General features: G+C 54.9%; 18 protein-coding genes. 12 read left to right on the plus strand and 6 right to left on the minus strand.

The genetic code is table 11. From position 1 onward, the window contains the following. Positions 1-160: 160 nt before the first annotated feature. Positions 161-412, minus strand: a complete 252-nt coding sequence (locus KPHS_51500) for a putative ABC-type multidrug transport system ATPase component (RefSeq protein ID YP_005229450.1) — start codon at positions 410-412, stop codon at positions 161-163. Continuing rightward, positions 405-1,292, minus strand: a complete 888-nt coding sequence (locus KPHS_51510) for an HlyD family efflux transporter periplasmic adaptor subunit (protein YP_005229451.1) — start codon at positions 1,290-1,292, stop codon at positions 405-407. Before KPHS_51510 ends, KPHS_51500 begins: the two co-directional genes overlap by 8 nt. Between KPHS_51510 and KPHS_51520 the strand changes: the two genes are divergently transcribed. Next, positions 1,291-1,422, plus strand: coding sequence for a hypothetical protein (locus KPHS_51520; protein ID YP_005229452.1), 132 nt, complete (start codon positions 1,291-1,293; stop codon positions 1,420-1,422). The genes KPHS_51510 and KPHS_51520 overlap by 2 nt on opposite strands. Before the next feature lie 37 nt (positions 1,423-1,459). On the opposite strand, the gene KPHS_51530 is transcribed toward KPHS_51520, so the two are convergent. Beyond that, a complete protein-coding gene (locus KPHS_51530) occupies positions 1,460-3,160 on the minus strand; it encodes a putative acetyltransferase (RefSeq protein YP_005229453.1) in 1,701 nt (566 codons plus the stop codon). A gap of 316 nt (positions 3,161-3,476) precedes the next feature. Next, positions 3,477-3,590 (minus strand): hypothetical protein, encoded by a 114-nt coding sequence (locus KPHS_51540; RefSeq protein YP_005229454.1) that lies wholly within the window; start codon positions 3,588-3,590, stop codon positions 3,477-3,479. 69 nt (positions 3,591-3,659) lie between these two features. Between KPHS_51540 and KPHS_51550 the strand changes: the two genes are divergently transcribed. From KPHS_51550 to KPHS_51580, 4 genes are read left to right on the plus strand one after another with little or no spacing between them, the layout of a single operon-like run. Next, a complete protein-coding gene (locus tag KPHS_51550; protein YP_005229455.1) occupies positions 3,660-4,523 on the plus strand; it encodes a K+-transporting ATPase in 864 nt (287 codons plus the stop codon). A gap of 17 nt (positions 4,524-4,540) precedes the next feature. After that, a complete protein-coding gene (locus KPHS_51560; protein ID YP_005229456.1) occupies positions 4,541-4,660 on the plus strand; it encodes a hypothetical protein in 120 nt (39 codons plus the stop codon). Between the two features lie 45 nt (positions 4,661-4,705). Then, positions 4,706-5,452 (plus strand): isocitrate lyase/phosphoenolpyruvate mutase family protein, encoded by a 747-nt coding sequence (locus KPHS_51570; RefSeq protein ID YP_005229457.1) that lies wholly within the window; start codon positions 4,706-4,708, stop codon positions 5,450-5,452. Positions 5,453-5,454: 2 nt separating this feature from the next. Beyond that, the gene (locus KPHS_51580; RefSeq protein ID YP_005229458.1) at positions 5,455-6,513 is read left to right on the plus strand and encodes a putative methylated-DNA-[protein]-cysteine S-methyltransferase; all 1,059 of its coding nucleotides are present in this window, start codon (positions 5,455-5,457) and stop codon (positions 6,511-6,513) included. A gap of 55 nt (positions 6,514-6,568) precedes the next feature. Here the strand turns inward: KPHS_51580 and KPHS_51590 are convergent, their stop codons facing one another. After that, positions 6,569-7,819 (minus strand): putative voltage-gated ClC-type chloride channel ClcB, encoded by a 1,251-nt coding sequence (locus KPHS_51590; RefSeq protein YP_005229459.1) that lies wholly within the window; start codon positions 7,817-7,819, stop codon positions 6,569-6,571. Between the two features lie 274 nt (positions 7,820-8,093). On the opposite strand from KPHS_51590, the gene KPHS_51600 reads away from it, so the two are divergent. Next, positions 8,094-8,711 (plus strand): trimeric intracellular cation channel family protein, encoded by a 618-nt coding sequence (locus KPHS_51600; RefSeq protein ID YP_005229460.1) that lies wholly within the window; start codon positions 8,094-8,096, stop codon positions 8,709-8,711. A 5-nt stretch (positions 8,712-8,716) separates the two neighbouring features. On the opposite strand, the gene KPHS_51610 is transcribed toward KPHS_51600, so the two are convergent. After that, entirely contained in the window at positions 8,717-10,393 is a 1,677-nt protein-coding gene (locus tag KPHS_51610) for a DNA ligase (RefSeq protein ID YP_005229461.1), read from the minus strand. Between the two features lie 258 nt (positions 10,394-10,651). Between KPHS_51610 and KPHS_51620 the strand changes: the two genes are divergently transcribed. From KPHS_51620 to KPHS_51670, 6 genes are read left to right on the plus strand one after another with little or no spacing between them, the layout of a single operon-like run. Continuing rightward, positions 10,652-11,275 carry a guanylate kinase gene (locus KPHS_51620; RefSeq protein ID YP_005229462.1) on the plus strand — a complete coding sequence of 208 codons (624 nt, stop codon included), beginning with the start codon at positions 10,652-10,654 and terminating at the stop codon, positions 11,273-11,275. Between the two features lie 54 nt (positions 11,276-11,329). Continuing rightward, positions 11,330-11,605, plus strand: a complete 276-nt coding sequence (locus KPHS_51630) for a DNA-directed RNA polymerase subunit omega (protein ID YP_005229463.1) — start codon at positions 11,330-11,332, stop codon at positions 11,603-11,605. An 18-nt stretch (positions 11,606-11,623) separates the two neighbouring features. Then, entirely contained in the window at positions 11,624-13,744 is a 2,121-nt protein-coding gene (locus KPHS_51640; protein YP_005229464.1) for a bifunctional (p)ppGpp synthetase II/ guanosine-3',5'-bis pyrophosphate 3'-pyrophosphohydrolase, read from the plus strand. Positions 13,745-13,748: 4 nt separating this feature from the next. Beyond that, the gene (locus KPHS_51650; protein ID YP_005229465.1) at positions 13,749-14,438 is read left to right on the plus strand and encodes a tRNA guanosine-2'-O-methyltransferase; all 690 of its coding nucleotides are present in this window, start codon (positions 13,749-13,751) and stop codon (positions 14,436-14,438) included. 5 nt (positions 14,439-14,443) lie between these two features. Beyond that, a complete protein-coding gene (locus KPHS_51660; RefSeq protein ID YP_005229466.1) occupies positions 14,444-16,525 on the plus strand; it encodes an ATP-dependent DNA helicase RecG in 2,082 nt (693 codons plus the stop codon). A gap of 48 nt (positions 16,526-16,573) precedes the next feature. Beyond that, positions 16,574-17,584 carry a fructose 1,6-bisphosphatase II gene (locus tag KPHS_51670; protein YP_005229467.1) on the plus strand — a complete coding sequence of 337 codons (1,011 nt, stop codon included), beginning with the start codon at positions 16,574-16,576 and terminating at the stop codon, positions 17,582-17,584. Positions 17,585-17,697 lie beyond the last annotated feature (113 nt).

The following is a 17,697-nucleotide window of genomic DNA, read 5'->3' on the forward strand; positions in this document are numbered from 1 at the left end:
AGTGAACTGTAGTTGCCATGTTTTACGGCAATGAGAGCAGAGATAGCGCTGATGTCCGGCAGTGCTTTTGCCGTTACGCACCACGCCTTCAGTAGCGGAGCAGGAAGGACATCTGATGGAAATGGAAGCCACGCAAGCACCTTAAAATCACCATCATACACTAAATCAGTAAGTTGGCAGCATTACCTTTTTCCCGCTGCGTAAAGATATCCATACCCAGACAAGTACCTTCACCGGAATCCGGCGTAATCAAACCACACATCATTCGAATCGATGTCGTTTTTCCGCTACCGTTCGGACCGAGAAAACCATAGATCTCGCCTTTTGCCACCTGTAAAGAGAAATCCTTTACGACGTGATGCTCGCCAAAATGTTTATTGAGATTTTTTACATCAATACAAAGATTATTCATCGCCAATAATCTCCACATCAAACGGTTGGCCGATTTTCATCCGCCCTGCCTGCTGCAGCGCAGGGATAGCCTCCGCCATAAAAATGAGCTTCTCACGACGTTTCGTACTATAAATAACTGGAGGCGTAAACTCGGCCTCAGGGCTGATATAGTTAATAACGCCAGCAATGGGCTCAGCGCAACCATCGCATATAAGTTTTACCTTAGATCCGATTTTAAATTTACCGAGCTTCGCTTCGGGTATAAAGAAGCGTACTTTTATATTCTCAGGAGGTAACAGACTGATTATTGGTTTACCAGCAGAAGGGCGCTCCCCGGCACGATAAATAATATCGAAGACTTTAGCATTGACCGGAGAAACAATCGTCGTTTGCTGGACATCCCACAGCGCCTTATCCCGTTCGAGTTTTGCCGCGGCCACCATTGAGCGCTGCTTGCTAATCTCATCCTGCCGGGCAGGGAGTTGCCGTGCTTTGAGTTGATTAATTAACTCTTCAACCTGTGCGCCTTTTTGAGTTAATTCATCCCGGATATCCTCCCATTCCGCAAGCGATATGGCATGATTGGCGTAAAGATTACGATATCGCCCAAGCTGCCGCTTTACCTGGGATTCTGCCGATTGTGCTTTTTTAATCTGCGAACGTATAATATCCAGCTCTTCAGGCCGTTCTCCAGATTCCAGATTTCGTAATAGAGCGCTCTCTGCTGATAGTTTTTCCTCAGCGCGCAGGAAAATATTTTGCGCATCGAAGGACTCAATCTTCACTAACTCCTGTCCTGCGGCGACGTTATCTCCTTTATTGATCAAGATCCGTTCTATTTTTTCATTACCAGAATATGAAAGGTATACAAATTCTCCATGTGAATAACCGGATAACATGTTATCTGGTTTGTTATCACACCCGGTGAGTATCAGCACCGATATCAGTATAATAAATACATTTATTGGCTTTCGCATTAAAACGCATCCATACGCATATCATTTCCCTTATCACTACGGTCTGGATTGAGGCACGCTCGCTCCAGGACCGGACAATCATCGTCAGTTTAATCTCTTAAATAATGCTTAACGTAGCTTTCATTCAATTTATCTATAGAGCTCAGATTTAACCCAGCTATCGAATTAAAAGAATAATCTTTTGTGAATGCAAGAATCGACGATCCGCCCGGGGAGAACCATTTAGCACTCTGTTTAAAAGGCCAGGGAAGTTCATAACCTTCTTCTCTCAGCAGGTGATTAAGCATGCTCCAGTCTGCTCTAAAATCTTCGCCACAAAATGGAGTATCATCCTGTACATTTTCGGCAGTGAACAATGCTATCGGCGTACAAAAATCAGCTGTCGAGGAAAAGTATATATTATAGAAACTGATGATGAGTTTCTGTACTTTTTCAGGAAAAGTTCCAGGAATGGTCAGCACACCCAGCAAGTATTTATAGTCCGGATATCTTTTTATAAAGTCAAATATCCCTTGCCATAAATAATCAAGCACCTTACTTTTTTGATAAGGTTTCTGAATAAAGCCGCGGCCAATTTCCACACACTTCTCTAAACAGGAATAGGCATTATCATGGTATTTAAACAAGCTGTTGCTATAGAGGCCTGTTACACCATGTTGGGCCAGCTGCTCGCCAACGGGCATAACACGATATGCTCCCAGGATTTCCACATCAGAAGGATCCCACAAAATGATATGATAATAACTTTCATCAAAAACATCGTTATCTCGGTCGTTACCAGTTCCGGCACCAATATCGCGATAACAGCGTTCGCGTAAGCGCCCTAACTCATCAATAATAGGTGAGGTTCGGTTAGTATTACAGCGATATATCACTAGTTTTCTACCGTCTTCAAACTGCCTTAATATTTCGCACTCCTCTATTGCGCTAATTAGCTCCTTTTTACCTGGTTCTAATTCTTGCGGCGCAATCGTATCTAACATAGCCGGGCCATTCTTCGCTATACTCTGGAGGTGCGTCAAACATACATTTGCCGCGGCAGAAAGATCTTTATTGTATTCTTTAAACGAGGATAAGGCTATTTGCTGTCCTATATTGATTTTCATGGTCTTGCCATGATGGCGGAGAGCTTCACGAATAACCATCATATTCGACAGTTGCCGCCAGAATGTTGCAGTAAGATAATAAATCTTACTGTTTGCTCCCGTAATATGAATTGGTACCAATGCTGCATTATTTCTCATAGCAAGCTGTAAAAAACCGGGGTTCCACTTATGCTCCTGTAACCCGGAAAGAGACCAGTTAGCCAGCTTACCCGCAGGACATATAATCAATACGCCTCCTTTTCGCAGGTGATCGTTCATCTCGCGGAATTTTTTATGGCTCATCTTACCGGCCATATTCTCAATTCCAATGGTAAGTTCCGATACCTGGGGGAATATAATTGGCAAAACGTGATTGGCTATTATTTTTATATCATTCCTGACTCGGGAGACCGTATGTATTAAGCTAAGTCCATCGATAACCGTCGGATGATTTGAAATAACAACCGTAGCCCCATGCTCAGGTATGTTGTTAAATTGGTGGTGTTCGCTTTCACATTTCAACTCAAGGAGTTCAACAACTGCATTAACCCACTCGACCCCATTTTTATTAACAAGTCGCTCGTTATATATTAAGCGAGAAAATACCTTATTGCCAAATGCCGTCCTGAACAGCCATTTTTTCCAAAAAGGTATGGTTGTATTTGGAAAAAATTCCCTTACGACTCTGTCAAAGATAGCGTCCATATTAAAATCCTTTTTATAGAACTCATCTTAAACGACTATACTAGCGTTCTTTCAGTCGGACAATACCGCATAAAACTTAAAAAGGCCAAAACAAAACAATTAGATATAATTAATACAACAGTATTCTCACCATAAATACAATCACCAAAGTTTTAATAAATTTATAGTAATCAATGCAAAAAAAACATACATAATGCTTAAAGGTAATACCCTATCTCATTTCTGGTGGTTATACTTCCTACAACTCACAGAATAGCTTTTCTGGCGGTATATGCATTTGTACAAAGGCATCCGAATTCCATGCCCGTATCTAATATCAGAAAATATTAACTACGGATTTCCATAATATATAACCCCACCTACAGCCCCTGGCGAAAATAACTTTGCGGCTATATCCGTTAAAACAATCGTCCTTGAAGTATTTCATCACTATTCCTGTTAAGTCACCGCCCGCACGGCTATAATCCTTGCATTCATTATTACGAAAACAGGAACGTCTATGATCCGCAGTATGACCGCCTATGCCCGCCGTGAAATCAAGGGTGACTGGGGTAGCGCCGCATGGGAGCTGCGCTCGGTAAACCAGCGCTATCTGGAAACGTACTTCCGCCTGCCGGAGCAGTTCCGTAGTCTGGAGCCCGTGGTACGCGAGCGCATTCGCGCCCGCCTGACTCGCGGTAAAGTCGAATGCACCTTGCGTTTTGAACAAGATCCCAGCGCTCAGGGTGAACTCATCCTCAACGAAAAGCTGGCTAAACAGCTGGTAAACGCTGCCAACTGGGTGAAAATGCAGAGCGATGAAGGGGAAATCAACCCGGTTGATATCCTGCGCTGGCCGGGCGTGATGGCCGCCAAAGAGCAGGATCTCGACGCCATCGCCGCCGACATTCTGGCCGCTCTTGACGGCGCGCTGGACGACTTCATCGTCGCCCGCGAAACGGAAGGCCAGGCCCTGAAAGCGCTTATCGAGCAGCGGCTTGAAGGCGTGAGCGGCGAAGTGGCGAAAGTTCGCGCTCATATGCCGGAAATTCTCCAGTGGCAGCGCGAGCGCCTGGTCGCCAAGCTGGAAGATGCGGAAGTACAGCTGGAAAATAACCGCCTTGAGCAAGAGCTGGTGCTGATGGCGCAGCGTATCGACGTTGCCGAAGAACTGGACCGTCTCGAAGCGCACGTTAAAGAGACCTATAACATTCTGAAGAAGAAAGAAGCTGTGGGTCGCCGTCTCGACTTTATGATGCAGGAGTTCAACCGTGAATCGAACACCCTGGCGTCAAAATCGATTAACGCCGAGGTGACCAACTCCGCGATTGAGCTGAAGGTACTCATCGAGCAAATGCGCGAGCAAATCCAGAATATCGAGTAACGCTTTCTCGTTTGTTAATGTATTTCGGTATCCAGGGCCATGATAAATCATGGCCTTTTTATTTATCTCTCTCACGGGCGAATGATAAGAATCTACTTATAAAAAATAGTCGTCCAGTTTTCGGTTGTGGCAAATAAGCACAACGCGGCACAGTCAGGAAAACACTACCGCGAGAGAAAAGAATGGACTTTAATGCACTTCACCAGCAAAACCAACCTTTGTTGCTTGCCAATGTCTGGGATGCCAGCAGCGCTCAGGCTGCTCAGCAGGCTGGTTATCAGGCGCTGGGATCCTCCAGCGCTGCTATCGCCGCAATGTTAGGGTATGAAGATGGCGAAGAGATGAGTTTTGACGAGCTGTTTTATGTCGTCTCACGCATCAAAACCGTTAGCGAACTGCCGTTAAGCGTCGATTTAGAGGCGGGCTACGGCGCGACAACCAGCCACATCATTGACAATATCCGGCGTCTAGCGCATCTCGGCGTGAGTGGAATAAATCTCGAGGATAGTCATGTGGTGGATGGTACGCGTCGTCTTGACGATGCGGAGCGCTTTGCCGTCAAACTGCAGGAAATAACCCGCGCCTGTCCCGGTCTGTTTGTTAATGTCCGCACCGATACCTTTCTTCTCAACGTACAAGATGCGCTGGTTCAAACGCTCTATCGCGGTCAACTCTACGCCAAACACGGCGCATGCGGTTTTTTTGTGCCTTGCGTCACCCGCGCGGAGGATATTACCGCCATCGTTCACCACGTGCCTTTACCCTTAAACGTAATGTGTATGCCTGAGCTGGCTGACTTCAGCACCTTATCGACACTGGGCGTAAAACGAATTTCGATGGGCAATTTTATTTATGCTGCGACGCAGGCCAGACTGAAAGACTTATTATGTCAGGTGCAAACCCAACACTCTTTCTCAGGTGTTTTTTGACCATGAAAATTACCGACAGCATGCAGTGCGATATCTGGTATCAGGCGCTGCTTGAACGCGCGGTGGAATTCACCGGCGTTTTTTTCGTCGGCGTGAAAACCACCGGCGTATTTTGTATCTCGGTCTGTCGGGCGCGAAAACCCCGGCGGGAAAACGTCGAATTTTATAATGACTTTAAATCCGCGCTGGATGCCGGCTTCCGGCCATGCAAAGTCTGTCGCCCGACGGAGAATGCCCGGACGGCCCCCGCCTTTGTTGAACAAGCGCTCCGCCTGCTGCGAGAAGCTCCAAAGGTCCGCCTCAGCGATAGCGAGCTACGTCAGCACGATATTAGCCCGGAACGCGTTCGCCGCTGGTTCCTGCAAAACCACGGGATCACCTTTCAGGCTTTTCAACGGATGCAGCGTTTGAATATGGCGCTTCAGGAATTAAAAGCAGGCCGCTCAACTACCGATGTCGCTTTCGATAGCGGTTACGAGTCCTTAAGCGGCTTCGGCTATACCTGCAAAAAATTGACCGGTTTCGCACCCAGCGCGCAACGCCAGGTTGTTTTAATTCATCGTTTTACCACCCCGTTAGGGCCAATGTTTGTTTGTGCAACGCAACGGGGAATTTGTCTGCTGGAGTTTGTCGACAGACGAGCGCTGGAGTCAGAATTCAGCGACCTGCAGCGGCGGTTCAACGCCAGCATCATCGCAGGTGAAAATGCCCACACCAGGCAGGCGCAACAGGAAATAACGGAGTATTTCGCCGGACAGCGTCAATCGTTCGAGGTGGCGCTTGATACCCCAGGCAGCGAATTCCAGCGAGCGGTCTGGCGCCGTTTACAGCACGTTAGCTTCGGTGAGACGACGCATTATCAATCGATTGCGATGGAGATAGGTAAACCAACGGCCACGCGCGCGGTGGCTGCTGCAAACGGCGCTAACCGCGTCGCGATTATCATCCCGTGCCATCGAATTATCGGCAAAGATGGTTCGATGACCGGTTACGGCGGCGGCATTGCACGAAAAATATGGCTTATTAACCATGAGGCAACCATCAGGGAAAAACGCGGCTGATTTTACTTTCAGGATCAACGGGCCCCTCCCTGACTTTCACCGCGGCTCGGTAAGCCTATTTTTTATCCAGCACCCGGCAGGTTAAAAACGCCCCTGCCGCGCACAGCAGCGCCGGAGCCAGATAGCTGTGATCCATGTGGGTAAACTCCATCACCAGCGCCACTGCGGTCAACGGCATCTGCATGGAGGCGGCGAGAAACGCGGCCGCCCCCACCACAGCGAAGCTGCTTTTATCACCGCCAGGGAAGCCGAGCTGCCAGAGCGCGCAGAGCAGCAGGCTGACCAATCCGCCCACCGCCAGCCCTGGGGTTAACAATCCACCCTCCGCGCCGCCGCGCAGCACCGCCAGAATCACCACCATCTTCAATACTAACAGGACAGCGACCATGGAGAGAGGCAGCCCGTCGCTGAGCGCCAGCTGCATTGGACCCTTGCCATTGCCCGGAAGCTCGGGGAAATAAAGACTCAGGATGGCAAGAAGAGAAAACCCCAGCAGACAGAACACCGGCATCTGCCAGTTACTTCGCGCGCGTGAACGCGCCGCGCTGGTCGCTTTGCGAAAGAGCCAGGCGCCGGTGCCAAGAATCGGGCCCGCCAGAATCGCCCACCAGAGAAAGGTGTGCGGAAGTGCGCTGGAAACAAAATGGTATTGCGATTCATCCCCTAACCCCAGGGTGGCCGTCCAGGCGGCAATCGCCGAGGTCATCATCGCCGCCAGCGTTTTTTCCCAGCTAAACGACAGCAGCATGACCTCAAGGCTGAACAACGCCCCGGCCAGCGGGACGTTATAGACCGCCGCCAGACCCGCGCCCGCCCCACAGGCAATCAGCGTGCGGGTTTCATCTTCCAGCAGGCGCAGCTTACGCGCCACCATCCCCGCCCCCAGCGCGCCCATTTCCCGGGGCGCCACTTCGCGGCCAAGCGGGGAGCCCAGCGCTACTGTGACGATCTGCAGCAGCGCGTGGATCGTCGTGGTGCCCGCGGGCATGGGTACGCAGGGGTTGGCCACCGCCGCCGCAATGGAAACCCGCCTCTGCCCATAGCGACCAAGCAGCCACCAGCCAAATCCGGCGACGGCGCCGCCGGCCACGATTGCCACGATGCGGCGTGGCCAGGACGACTCCGTGACGCCCTGTAAAAATGACACCGAACCGACGATCTGCCCGTAACTGTAACCAAAAGCCAGGTGCTGAATCGCGTGTAAAATTAGTGCCAAAACCATGCCGGACAGACCGGCCAGAATCCCGGTTAATACCACGGCTATCAGGCGGATCAGATGATTTTTATTCCCGGCGGCGACGCTCATTTTCTCAGGCCTTGAAAAGGAAAAATAAAAGAATAAAGGACGAGACTTAAACATTGCGTAATCATAGTGTTTTCGATAGTGATACCCATCGCTTCACTTAGCATTACTTTTTCTAATCAATAAAAATCCCTAAAAATCAATAAACCTTTAAATCAAGCCATCACAGATACTACTTCCATTAATTTTTCCTGGCGTAAATGATTCGCTTTAGAAAATCTCAATCGTGATCCTGCGCACAAATCGTTAACCTGCCCGCCATTACCTGGGGGGATCTATGCTGCTTCATGTTCTGTATTTAATCGGTATCACCGCGGAAGCCATGACCGGCGCACTGGCTGCCGGGCGCCGGCGGATGGATACGTTTGGCGTCATTATTATCGCCACAGCGACCGCGCTGGGCGGGGGTTCCGTTCGCGATATCCTGCTGGGGCACTATCCTCTTGGTTGGGTGAAGCATCCCGAATATGTCATCATTGTCGCCGTCGCCGCCGTTCTCACGACCATTGCCGCTCCGGTGATGCCGCACCTTCGTCGGCTGTTTCTGGTGCTGGACGCGCTGGGGCTAATCGTGTTTTCCATCATCGGCGCGCAGATCGCCCTGGACATGGGCGAAGGCCCGGTTATCGCCTCTATTGCCGCCGTGATCACCGGTGTCTTCGGCGGCGTACTGCGCGATATGTTCTGCAAACGCATTCCGCTGGTCTTCCAGAAAGAGCTGTATGCCGGGATCTCCTTTGCCGCAGCCGTACTCTATATTGCTCTGCAACATTACGTCAGCAGCCACGATGTGGTGGTGCTGGCTACACTGCTGTTCGGCTTTACCGCCCGCATGCTGGCGCTACGCTGGAAACTGGGGCTACCGGTCTTCCACTACACCCATGACGCCCACTAACCGCCTTAAAATCCGGGGATGCGCTGCCCGCTAAGCCATTGCGCCAGCGCCACCACGTCCGGATGGTGCAGGAAAGCCACCAGCTGGCGGGCTCTGATCTCCCCCACGCCCGGCAGCGTGCGCCATTGCGCTTCACTTTTTGCCGCCAGCAAATGCCAGTTCTCGCTTTCGAGCTGCGCCAGCGCCCCCTGCGGCACCGGGATCCCCATCGCCAGCACCCAGCGGATAAAAGGTCGTTTGCGAACAAGATCAAACTGATGCCAGAGGTGCTGCCCGCGGGCGGCGGAAATCCCTGGCACCGCCTGCAGCTGCTCAACGGTAAGCGCCAGCCAGGAAAAGATATGCGTCATCGGGTTTTGCTGCTGAATGACGCGCCATAAATTTTCCCCCACGCCATCGACATTCAGGGCGGACTTTGATGACAACCAGATCAGCCTGGAAAGAAACTGTTCGCTGCACTCAGGGGTGGCGAAATAGCAGGTTAGCGCATTAAATTTCGCCGGCGGCGGCGTCGGTTTATGGCGCTCGGCCGTCCGCCAGACGACGGCGTCGACCCGAGGAATACCCTGCCCTGCCAGACTGATCTGCAGCTGATCGCCAACCCCAATATCCAGCATCTGCCAGCGGGACACAGAGCCAACGTTAACCCGCTGCACGCGTTTATCATCCAGCCGCTGGGGCTCAAGCTCGGCCACCACGTTGAGTCTGCCGCTGCGGCCGGTACTGAAACGGATCGCCCGTACCTGCATCACCCGCGATGCCGGAGGATATTTCCAGGCAGCCAGCCACTCGCCCTTTCCGGGCGACCAGACTCGCCCTGGCGGCTCGCGTCCTTCGCGCACAATCACACCGTCGCTGACGAAGGGCAGCGGCGAGCGATACCAGCGCTGGCGCCACTGCGCCACCTGCTCGATGCTCGACACCGGGTGGGTATATTGCCCGCTGTACTTAAACCCCGCCTGCGTCAGCAGCTGCTGTCGACGGCGCATATCCGACGGGCCGTCTGGCCAGGCCCAGATAAAAACGTCCAGTTGACTGAGCGCCGCCGCCGCGTCGGCTCGCATCATCAACCCGGCGACTTTCGCCCGCGCGTTCATCCCCCCAGCCTGCTGCTGAACATGGCCGCCCCGGCGCAGAAACAGCTCCCCCTGCAGTACGCTGTCGGCCAGTTCACCGGTCATCACTTTCTCCAGCGCTGGGATCTGCCGGGCTCGGGCGGTCCATGCCTCACCGCGCAGACCATCGCCGCGGCTAATGGCCTGAACCAGACGCCCCTGGCGATAAACGAGAGTCACCGCCACGCCGTCCACTTTAGGCTGTATCCACAGGTCGGATTTATTTTTCATCCAGCGGGCAACGCTGTCCTCATCCGCCAGCTTGCGCACGCCGGTATGGGCCACCGGATGACGCGCATCGCCGGTGGGCGGAGGCAGATCGTCATCCTCAGGCGTCGCGCCCGGAAAGCATTGTCGCCACTGCGCCAGGCGCAGGGTGAGCTGGTCGTAAACGTCATCGCTCACTCCGCTGGCGCCCTGCCGCCAGTAAGCCTCTTTCCAGGCGACAATTTGCTGATGAAGGCGTGATGTCTCCTGCCTTCCTCTGGCCGGCGGCCAGTCCGGACACGTCGCCAGCGCGCTGGCAGAGAACATCCCTAACGCCAGCCACCACCCTCCTTTACGCATTGCAGTCCCCTCCTCCATCACCTGGCGGAGAGTCTGCTGCAGAATGCCGCGAGCCGCGACGGAAGCTTTTTCGCCTTGCGAAGCGCCTTCCAGGATTTACGCCTCTTTGCGGCAACGGCTGGCGAATTCAGGAAAACGGCAGGCAAAATGAAAGAAACAGCGGCAAAAAGTGTGACAATGACTGCGTCACGCCGCGGCGACGTGTATAATAGGCTCGTATGTAGGACCTCTTTCGATAACCACATACAAAAGACACTCATGGCTCAAGGCACGCTTTATATTGTTTCCGCCCCTAGCGGCGCGGGTAAATCCAGCCTGATTCAGGCTTTATTAAAAACCCAACCGTTGTATGACACCCAGGTATCGGTCTCCCATACCACGCGGGCGCCGCGTCCGGGTGAAGTGCACGGCGAACACTATTTCTTCGTGAATCACGACGAATTCCGCTCGATGATTGGCGAAAACGCGTTTCTGGAACATGCAGAGGTCTTTGGCAACTATTACGGCACGTCGCGTAAAGCGATCGAGCAGGTGCTGGCGACCGGCGTCGATGTCTTCCTCGATATCGACTGGCAAGGCGCGCAGCAGATCCGTAAAAGCATGCCCGGCGCGCGCAGTATTTTTATTCTGCCGCCGTCAAAAGATGAACTGGACCGTCGCCTGCGCGGCCGCGGCCAGGACAGCGAAGAGGTGATCGCGAAACGGATGGCCCAGGCCGTTGCGGAAATGAGCCATTACGCGGAATATGATTACCTGATTGTGAACGATGATTTTGACACCGCCCTGAGCGACCTGAAAAATATCATCCGCGCTGAACGTCTGCGCATGAGCCGCCAAAAGCAGCGACATGGCGCTTTAATCACCAAACTATTGGCAGACTGAACCCACATTCAGTATCATGCCCAGTCATTTCTTCACCTGTGGAGCATTTTAAGTATGGCACGCGTAACTGTTCAGGACGCTGTAGAGAAAATTGGTAACCGTTTTGACCTGGTACTGGTCGCCGCGCGTCGCGCTCGTCAGATGCAGGTTGGCGGAAAGGATCCGCTGGTACCGGAAGAAAACGATAAAACCACCGTTATCGCACTGCGCGAAATCGAAGAAGGTCTGATCAACAACCAGATCCTCGACGTACGTGAGCGCCAGGAACAGCAAGAGCAGGAAGCCGCTGAATTACAAGCCGTTACCGCGATTGCTGAAGGTCGTCGTTAATCACACAGCGGGTCGCCCTTGTATCTGTTTGAAAGCCTGAATCAGCTGATTCAAAACTACCTGCCGGAAGACCAGATTAAGCGTCTGCGGCAGGCGTATCTCGTTGCACGTGACGCTCACGAGGGTCAGACACGTTCAAGCGGTGAACCCTATATCACGCACCCGGTCGCGGTAGCCTGCATTCTGGCCGAGATGAAGCTCGACTATGAAACGCTGATGGCCGCGCTGCTGCATGATGTGATTGAAGATACCCCCGCCACCTACCAGGACATGGAACAGCTTTTTGGTAAAAGCGTCGCCGAGCTGGTAGAGGGGGTGTCGAAACTTGATAAGCTCAAGTTCCGCGATAAGAAAGAGGCGCAGGCCGAAAACTTTCGCAAAATGATCATGGCGATGGTGCAGGACATCCGCGTCATCCTCATCAAGCTTGCCGACCGCACCCACAACATGCGTACTCTGGGCTCGCTGCGCCCGGATAAACGCCGCCGCATCGCCCGCGAAACCCTGGAAATTTACAGCCCGCTGGCGCACCGTTTAGGCATCCATCACATCAAAACCGAGCTCGAAGAGCTGGGCTTTGAAGCACTGTACCCTAATCGCTACCGCGTCATTAAAGAGGTGGTCAAAGCGGCGCGCGGCAACCGTAAGGAGATGATTCAAAAGATCCTCTCCGAAATCGAAGGGCGTTTGCAGGAAGCAGGGATCCCCTGCCGCGTCAGCGGTCGCGAGAAGCATCTATACTCCATCTACTGTAAAATGGTGCTCAAAGAGCAACGTTTTCACTCGATCATGGATATCTACGCCTTCCGCGTTATCGTCCATGATGCCGATATCTGCTATCGCGTGCTCGGCCAGATGCACAGCCTCTACAAACCGCGTCCGGGTCGTTTTAAAGACTACATCGCCATTCCGAAAGCTAACGGCTATCAGTCTTTGCACACCTCGATGATCGGCCCCCACGGCGTCCCGGTCGAGGTACAAATTCGTACCGAAGACATGGACCAGATGGCGGAGATGGGGGTAGCGGCGCACTGGGCTTATAAAGAGCACGGCGGCGAAAGCAGCACCACCGCGCAAATCCGCGCTCAGCGCTGGATGCAAAGCCTGCTGGAGCTGCAGCAGAGCGCCGGTAGCTCGTTTGAATTTATCGAGAGCGTAAAATCCGATCTGTTCCCCGATGAGATTTACGTTTTCACCCCGGAAGGGCGCATTGTCGAACTGCCTGCCGGCGCCACGCCGGTGGACTTCGCCTACGCGGTGCATACCGATATCGGTCATGCCTGCGTCGGCGCGCGCGTCGACCGTCAGCCCTATCCGCTGTCGCAGCCGCTCTCCAGCGGTCAGACTGTCGAAATTATCACCGCGCCGGGCGCTCGCCCGAACGCCGCCTGGCTGAACTTTGTCGTCAGCTCGAAAGCGCGCGCCAAGATCCGTCAGCTGCTGAAAAACCTTAAGCGCGACGATTCGGTCAGCCTTGGCCGTCGTCTGCTCAATCACGCGCTGGGCGGAAGCCGCAAACTCGCCGAGATCCCACCGGAGAATATCCAGCGCGAACTCGATCGCATGAAGCTGGCCTCGCTTGACGATCTGCTGGCGGAAATCGGTCTGGGCAACGCGATGAGCGTCGTGGTGGCAAAAAACCTGCAGCAGGGCGAAGCCGCTGCGGCGCCGGTGCCGGCTAACGCGTCGAACCACGGTCATCTGCCAATCAAAGGCGCCGATGGCGTGTTGATCACCTTCGCCAAGTGCTGTCGCCCGATCCCAGGTGACCCGATTATCGCCCACGTCAGTCCGGGTAAAGGGTTGGTTATCCACCATGAATCCTGTCGTAACATTCGCGGCTACCAGAAAGAGCCGGAGAAATTTATGGCGGTTGAGTGGGATAAAGAGACCGCTCAGGAGTTCATCACCGAAATCAAGGTGGACATGTTTAACCACCAGGGCGCGCTGGCTAACCTGACGGCGGCGATCAACACCGCGTCTTCCAATATCCAGAGCCTGAATACGGAAGAGAAAGATGGCCGCGTATACAGCGCCTTTATCCGCCTGACCGCGCGCGACCGCGTGCATCTGGCGAATATCATGCGCAAAATCCGCATCATGCCGGACGTGATTAAAGTCACCCGTAACCGAAACTAGCTTTATGAACTCAAAGCGCTACGAGCGTATCTGCGAGATGCTCGCCAGGCGTCAGCCTGACCTGACGGTCTGCATGGAGCAGGTCCATAAGCCTCATAACGTCTCTGCGGTCATCCGGACCGCAGATGCCGTTGGCGTACACGAAGTGCATGCCGTCTGGCCGAGCAGCCGGATGCGTACCATGGCCTCCGCCGCCGCGGGCAGCAACAGCTGGGTGCAGGTTAAAACCCACCGCACTATCGCAGATGCCGTCAGCCACCTGAAAGGCCAGGGCATGCAAATTCTCGCCACTCACCTTTCCGACAAAGCCATCGATTTTCGTGAAATCGACTATACGCGTCCAACCTGCATCCTGATGGGCCAGGAGAAAACCGGCATCACCCAGGAAGCGCTGGCGCTGGCCGATCAGGACATCATTATCCCGATGATCGGCATGGTGCAGTCGCTGAACGTCTCCGTCGCCTCGGCGCTGATCCTCTACGAGGCGCAGCGCCAGCGGCAGAATGCCGGGATGTACCAACGCGCCAACAGCATGCTGCCGCCACAAGAGCAGCAGCGCCTGCTGTTCGAAGGCGGCTATCCGGTGCTGGCCCGCGTCGCCAGACAAAAAGGTCTGCCTTACCCCCACGTTAACGAGCAGGGCGAAGTGGAAGCCGATGCCGCGTGGTGGGCCACCATGCAGGCTGCGAGGTAAACCCAATGTCAGGCCGCCTGTTAGATGCCGTTCCGCTCAGTTCACTCACCGGTGTGGGCGCTGCGCAGAGCAGCAAACTGGCGAAGATTGGCCTGCATACGGTACAGGATCTGCTGCTGCACCTGCCTTTACGCTACGAAGATCGCACCCATCTTTACCCGATAGCCGAGCTGCTTCCCGGAGTTTATGCCACCGTGGAAGGTGAAGTGCTCAACAGCAATATCACCTTCGGCGGCCGGCGGATGATGACCTGCCAGATCAGCGATGGCACCGGCATCCTCACCATGCGCTTTTTCAACTTCAACGCGGCGATGAAAAACAGCCTCGCGACCGGTCGTCGGGTGCTGGCCTACGGTGAAGCCAAACGCGGGAAGTACGGCGCCGAGATGATCCACCCGGAATATCGCGTCCAGGGCGATATGAGCACCCCGGAGCTGCAGGAAACGTTAACCCCAGTCTATCCGACCACCGAAGGCATCAAGCAGGCGACCCTGCGCAAGCTCACCGATCAGGCGCTTGAGCTCCTGGAAACCTGCGCGATTAGCGAACTCCTGCCGCCGGAGCTGGCGCAGGGGATGATGAGCCTGCCGGAGGCGCTGCGTACGCTGCACCGCCCGCCTCCCTCCTTGCAACTTAGCGAGCTGGAAAGCGGCAAGCACCCGGCGCAGCAGCGTCTGATTCTGGAAGAGCTGCTGGCGCATAACCTCAGCATGCTGGCGCTGCGGGCAGGCGCCCAGCGCTATCACGCCCTGCCGCTCGGCGCCAACGATACCCTGAAAAACCAACTGCTGGCCTCCCTGCCCTTTAAGCCCACCGGCGCGCAGGCGCGGGTTACCGCCGAGATTGAACACGATATGGCGCTGGACGTGCCGATGATGCGCCTGGTGCAGGGCGACGTTGGCTCCGGTAAAACGCTGGTCGCTGCCCTGGCCGCCTTGCGCGCTATCGTCCACGGCAAACAGGTGGCGCTGATGGCGCCCACCGAACTGCTTGCCGAGCAGCATGCCAATAACTTCCGCAACTGGTTCGAACCGCTGGGTATTGAAGTCGGCTGGCTGGCGGGCAAACAGAAAGGCAAAGCCCGCCAGGCGCAGCAGGAGGCTATCGCCAGCGGCGAGGTGCAGATGATTGTCGGCACCCACGCCATCTTCCAGGAGCAGGTGCAGTTTAACGGCCTGGCGCTGGTGATTATTGACGAACAGCACCGCTTCGGCGTGCATCAGCGGCTGGCGCTGTGGGAGAAAGGTCAGCAGCAGGGATTCCACCCGCATCAGCTGATCATGACCGCCACGCCGATCCCCCGCACCCTGGCGATGACCGCCTACGCCGATCTGGACACCTCGATTATCGACGAGCTGCCGCCAGGCCGAACTCCGGTGACCACCGTCGCCATCCCCGACACCCGGCGCAGCGATATTATCGACCGCGTGCGCAACGCCTGTACCCATGAAGGTCGCCAGGCCTATTGGGTCTGTACGCTGATTGAAGAGTCCGATCTGCTGGAAGCCCAGGCGGCGGAAGCCACCTGGGAAGAGCTCAAACTGGCGCTGCCGGAGCTCAATATCGGCCTCGTCCACGGGCGGATGAAACCGGCGGAGAAGCAGGCGGTGATGCAGGCCTTCAAGCAGGGCGAGATGCATCTGCTGGTAGCCACCACGGTGATTGAAGTCGGTGTCGACGTGCCTAACTCAAGCCTGATGATTATCGAAAACCCGGAACGTCTGGGTCTGGCGCAGCTGCACCAGCTCAGAGGGCGCGTCGGGCGCGGCGCGGTCGCTTCCCACTGCGTGCTACTCTATAAATCGCCGCTCTCCAAAACGGCGCAGAAACGTCTGCAGGTCCTGCGCGACAGCAACGATGGTTTCGTCATTGCCCAGAAAGACCTCGAAATTCGCGGTCCCGGCGAGCTGCTCGGCACCCGCCAGACCGGCAACGCCGAATTTAAAGTGGCGGACTTACTGCGCGATCAGGCGATGATCCCCGATGTCCAGCGCATTGCTCGCCACATTCATGAACGCTATCCGCTGCAGGCCCAGGCGCTTATCGAGCGCTGGATGCCGGAAACCGAACGCTATTCCAACGCGTAGCGCGCTTTTGCCGCGCTGCGGGCAACTTTTCTACACAACGAGTGGATTATGAAACGAGAACTGGCCATCGAATTTTCGCGTGTCACCGAAGCCGCCGCGCTGGCGGGCTATAAATGGCTGGGCCGCGGCGATAAGAATACCGCCGACGGCGCAGCGGTTAACGCCATGCGCATTATGCTTAACCTCGTCAATATCGACGGCACCATCGTCATCGGCGAGGGCGAAATCGATGAAGCGCCGATGCTTTATATCGGCGAAAAAGTGGGTACCGGCAAGGGCGATGCGGTAGATATCGCCGTCGATCCCATCGAAGGCACCCGCATGACGGCGATGGGCCAGGCCAACGCCCTGGCGGTGATGGCGGTCGGCGATAAGGGCTGCTTCCTCAACGCGCCGGATATGTATATGGAAAAGCTGATCGTCGGCCCGGGCGCTAAAGGCGCTATCGATCTCAATCTGCCGCTGGAAGAGAACCTGCACAATATCGCCCGCGCCCTGAACAAGCCGCTGGGCGAGCTGACCGTCACCGTGCTGGCGAAACCGCGCCACGACGCGGTCATTGCCCAGCTGCAGCAGCTGGGCGTGCGCGTGTTCGCTATTCCCGATGGCGACGTCGCGGCCTCTATTCTCACCTGCATGCCGGATAGCGAAGTCGACGTACTGTACGGCATCGGCGGCGCGCCGGAAGGGGTGGTTTCCGCCGCGGTGATCCGCGCCCTCGACGGGGATATGCAGGGGCGCCTGCTGGCTCGCCACCACGTGAAGGGCGATAACGAAGAGAACCGCCGCATCGGTGAAAATGAGCTGGCGCGCTGCAAAACCATGGGCATTGAAGCGGGCAAAGTGCTGCGTCTGGATGAAATGGCGCGCAGCGATAACGTCGTCTTCTCCGCCACCGGGATCACCAAAGGCGATCTGCTGGACGGCATCACCCGCAAGGGCAACATGGCCACCACCGAGACGCTGCTGATCCGCGGCAAGTCGCGCACTATCCGTCGTATCCAGTCGATTCATTACCTCGACCGTAAAGATCCAGACATCCAGCAGCACATCCTGTAATACCGCTTTTTCTCTCCCAGGCAACCGTCCGCAGGCGGTTGCCCTGTTCTTCGTTTATATTTGATCAATAGAGCTTTCTTGCGCCTTCGGGGTGGAAATCTGGCTCGTCTGGA

Origin of the sequence: Klebsiella pneumoniae subsp. pneumoniae HS11286 (assembly GCF_000240185.1) — a bacterium.
In the GTDB taxonomy this organism is placed as follows: Bacteria; Pseudomonadota; Gammaproteobacteria; order Enterobacterales; family Enterobacteriaceae; genus Klebsiella; species Klebsiella pneumoniae.

Excerpts from the sequence above, each read along its gene's own strand:
- KPHS_51650 (YP_005229465.1), top strand. The coding sequence starts at position 13,749 with ATGAACTCAAAGCGCTACGAGCGTATCTGCGAGATGCTCGCCAGGCGT.
- KPHS_51670 (YP_005229467.1), top strand. The coding sequence starts at position 16,574 with ATGAAACGAGAACTGGCCATCGAATTTTCGCGTGTCACCGAAGCCGCC.
- KPHS_51570 (YP_005229457.1), top strand. The coding sequence starts at position 4,706 with ATGGACTTTAATGCACTTCACCAGCAAAACCAACCTTTGTTGCTTGCC.
- KPHS_51580 (YP_005229458.1), top strand. The coding sequence starts at position 5,455 with ATGAAAATTACCGACAGCATGCAGTGCGATATCTGGTATCAGGCGCTG.
- KPHS_51630 (YP_005229463.1), top strand. The coding sequence starts at position 11,330 with ATGGCACGCGTAACTGTTCAGGACGCTGTAGAGAAAATTGGTAACCGT.
- KPHS_51590 (YP_005229459.1), bottom strand. The coding sequence starts at position 7,819 with ATGAGCGTCGCCGCCGGGAATAAAAATCATCTGATCCGCCTGATAGCC.
- KPHS_51610 (YP_005229461.1), bottom strand. The coding sequence starts at position 10,393 with ATGCGTAAAGGAGGGTGGTGGCTGGCGTTAGGGATGTTCTCTGCCAGC.
- KPHS_51560 (YP_005229456.1), top strand. The coding sequence starts at position 4,541 with ATGTATTTCGGTATCCAGGGCCATGATAAATCATGGCCTTTTTATTTA.
- KPHS_51500 (YP_005229450.1), bottom strand. The coding sequence starts at position 412 with ATGAATAATCTTTGTATTGATGTAAAAAATCTCAATAAACATTTTGGC.
- KPHS_51600 (YP_005229460.1), top strand. The coding sequence starts at position 8,094 with ATGCTGCTTCATGTTCTGTATTTAATCGGTATCACCGCGGAAGCCATG.
- KPHS_51520 (YP_005229452.1), top strand. The coding sequence starts at position 1,291 with ATGTTATCTGGTTTGTTATCACACCCGGTGAGTATCAGCACCGATATC.
- KPHS_51660 (YP_005229466.1), top strand. The coding sequence starts at position 14,444 with ATGTCAGGCCGCCTGTTAGATGCCGTTCCGCTCAGTTCACTCACCGGT.
- KPHS_51550 (YP_005229455.1), top strand. The coding sequence starts at position 3,660 with ATGATCCGCAGTATGACCGCCTATGCCCGCCGTGAAATCAAGGGTGAC.
- KPHS_51530 (YP_005229453.1), bottom strand. The coding sequence starts at position 3,160 with ATGGACGCTATCTTTGACAGAGTCGTAAGGGAATTTTTTCCAAATACA.
- KPHS_51510 (YP_005229451.1), bottom strand. The coding sequence starts at position 1,292 with ATGTTATCCGGTTATTCACATGGAGAATTTGTATACCTTTCATATTCT.
- KPHS_51620 (YP_005229462.1), top strand. The coding sequence starts at position 10,652 with ATGGCTCAAGGCACGCTTTATATTGTTTCCGCCCCTAGCGGCGCGGGT.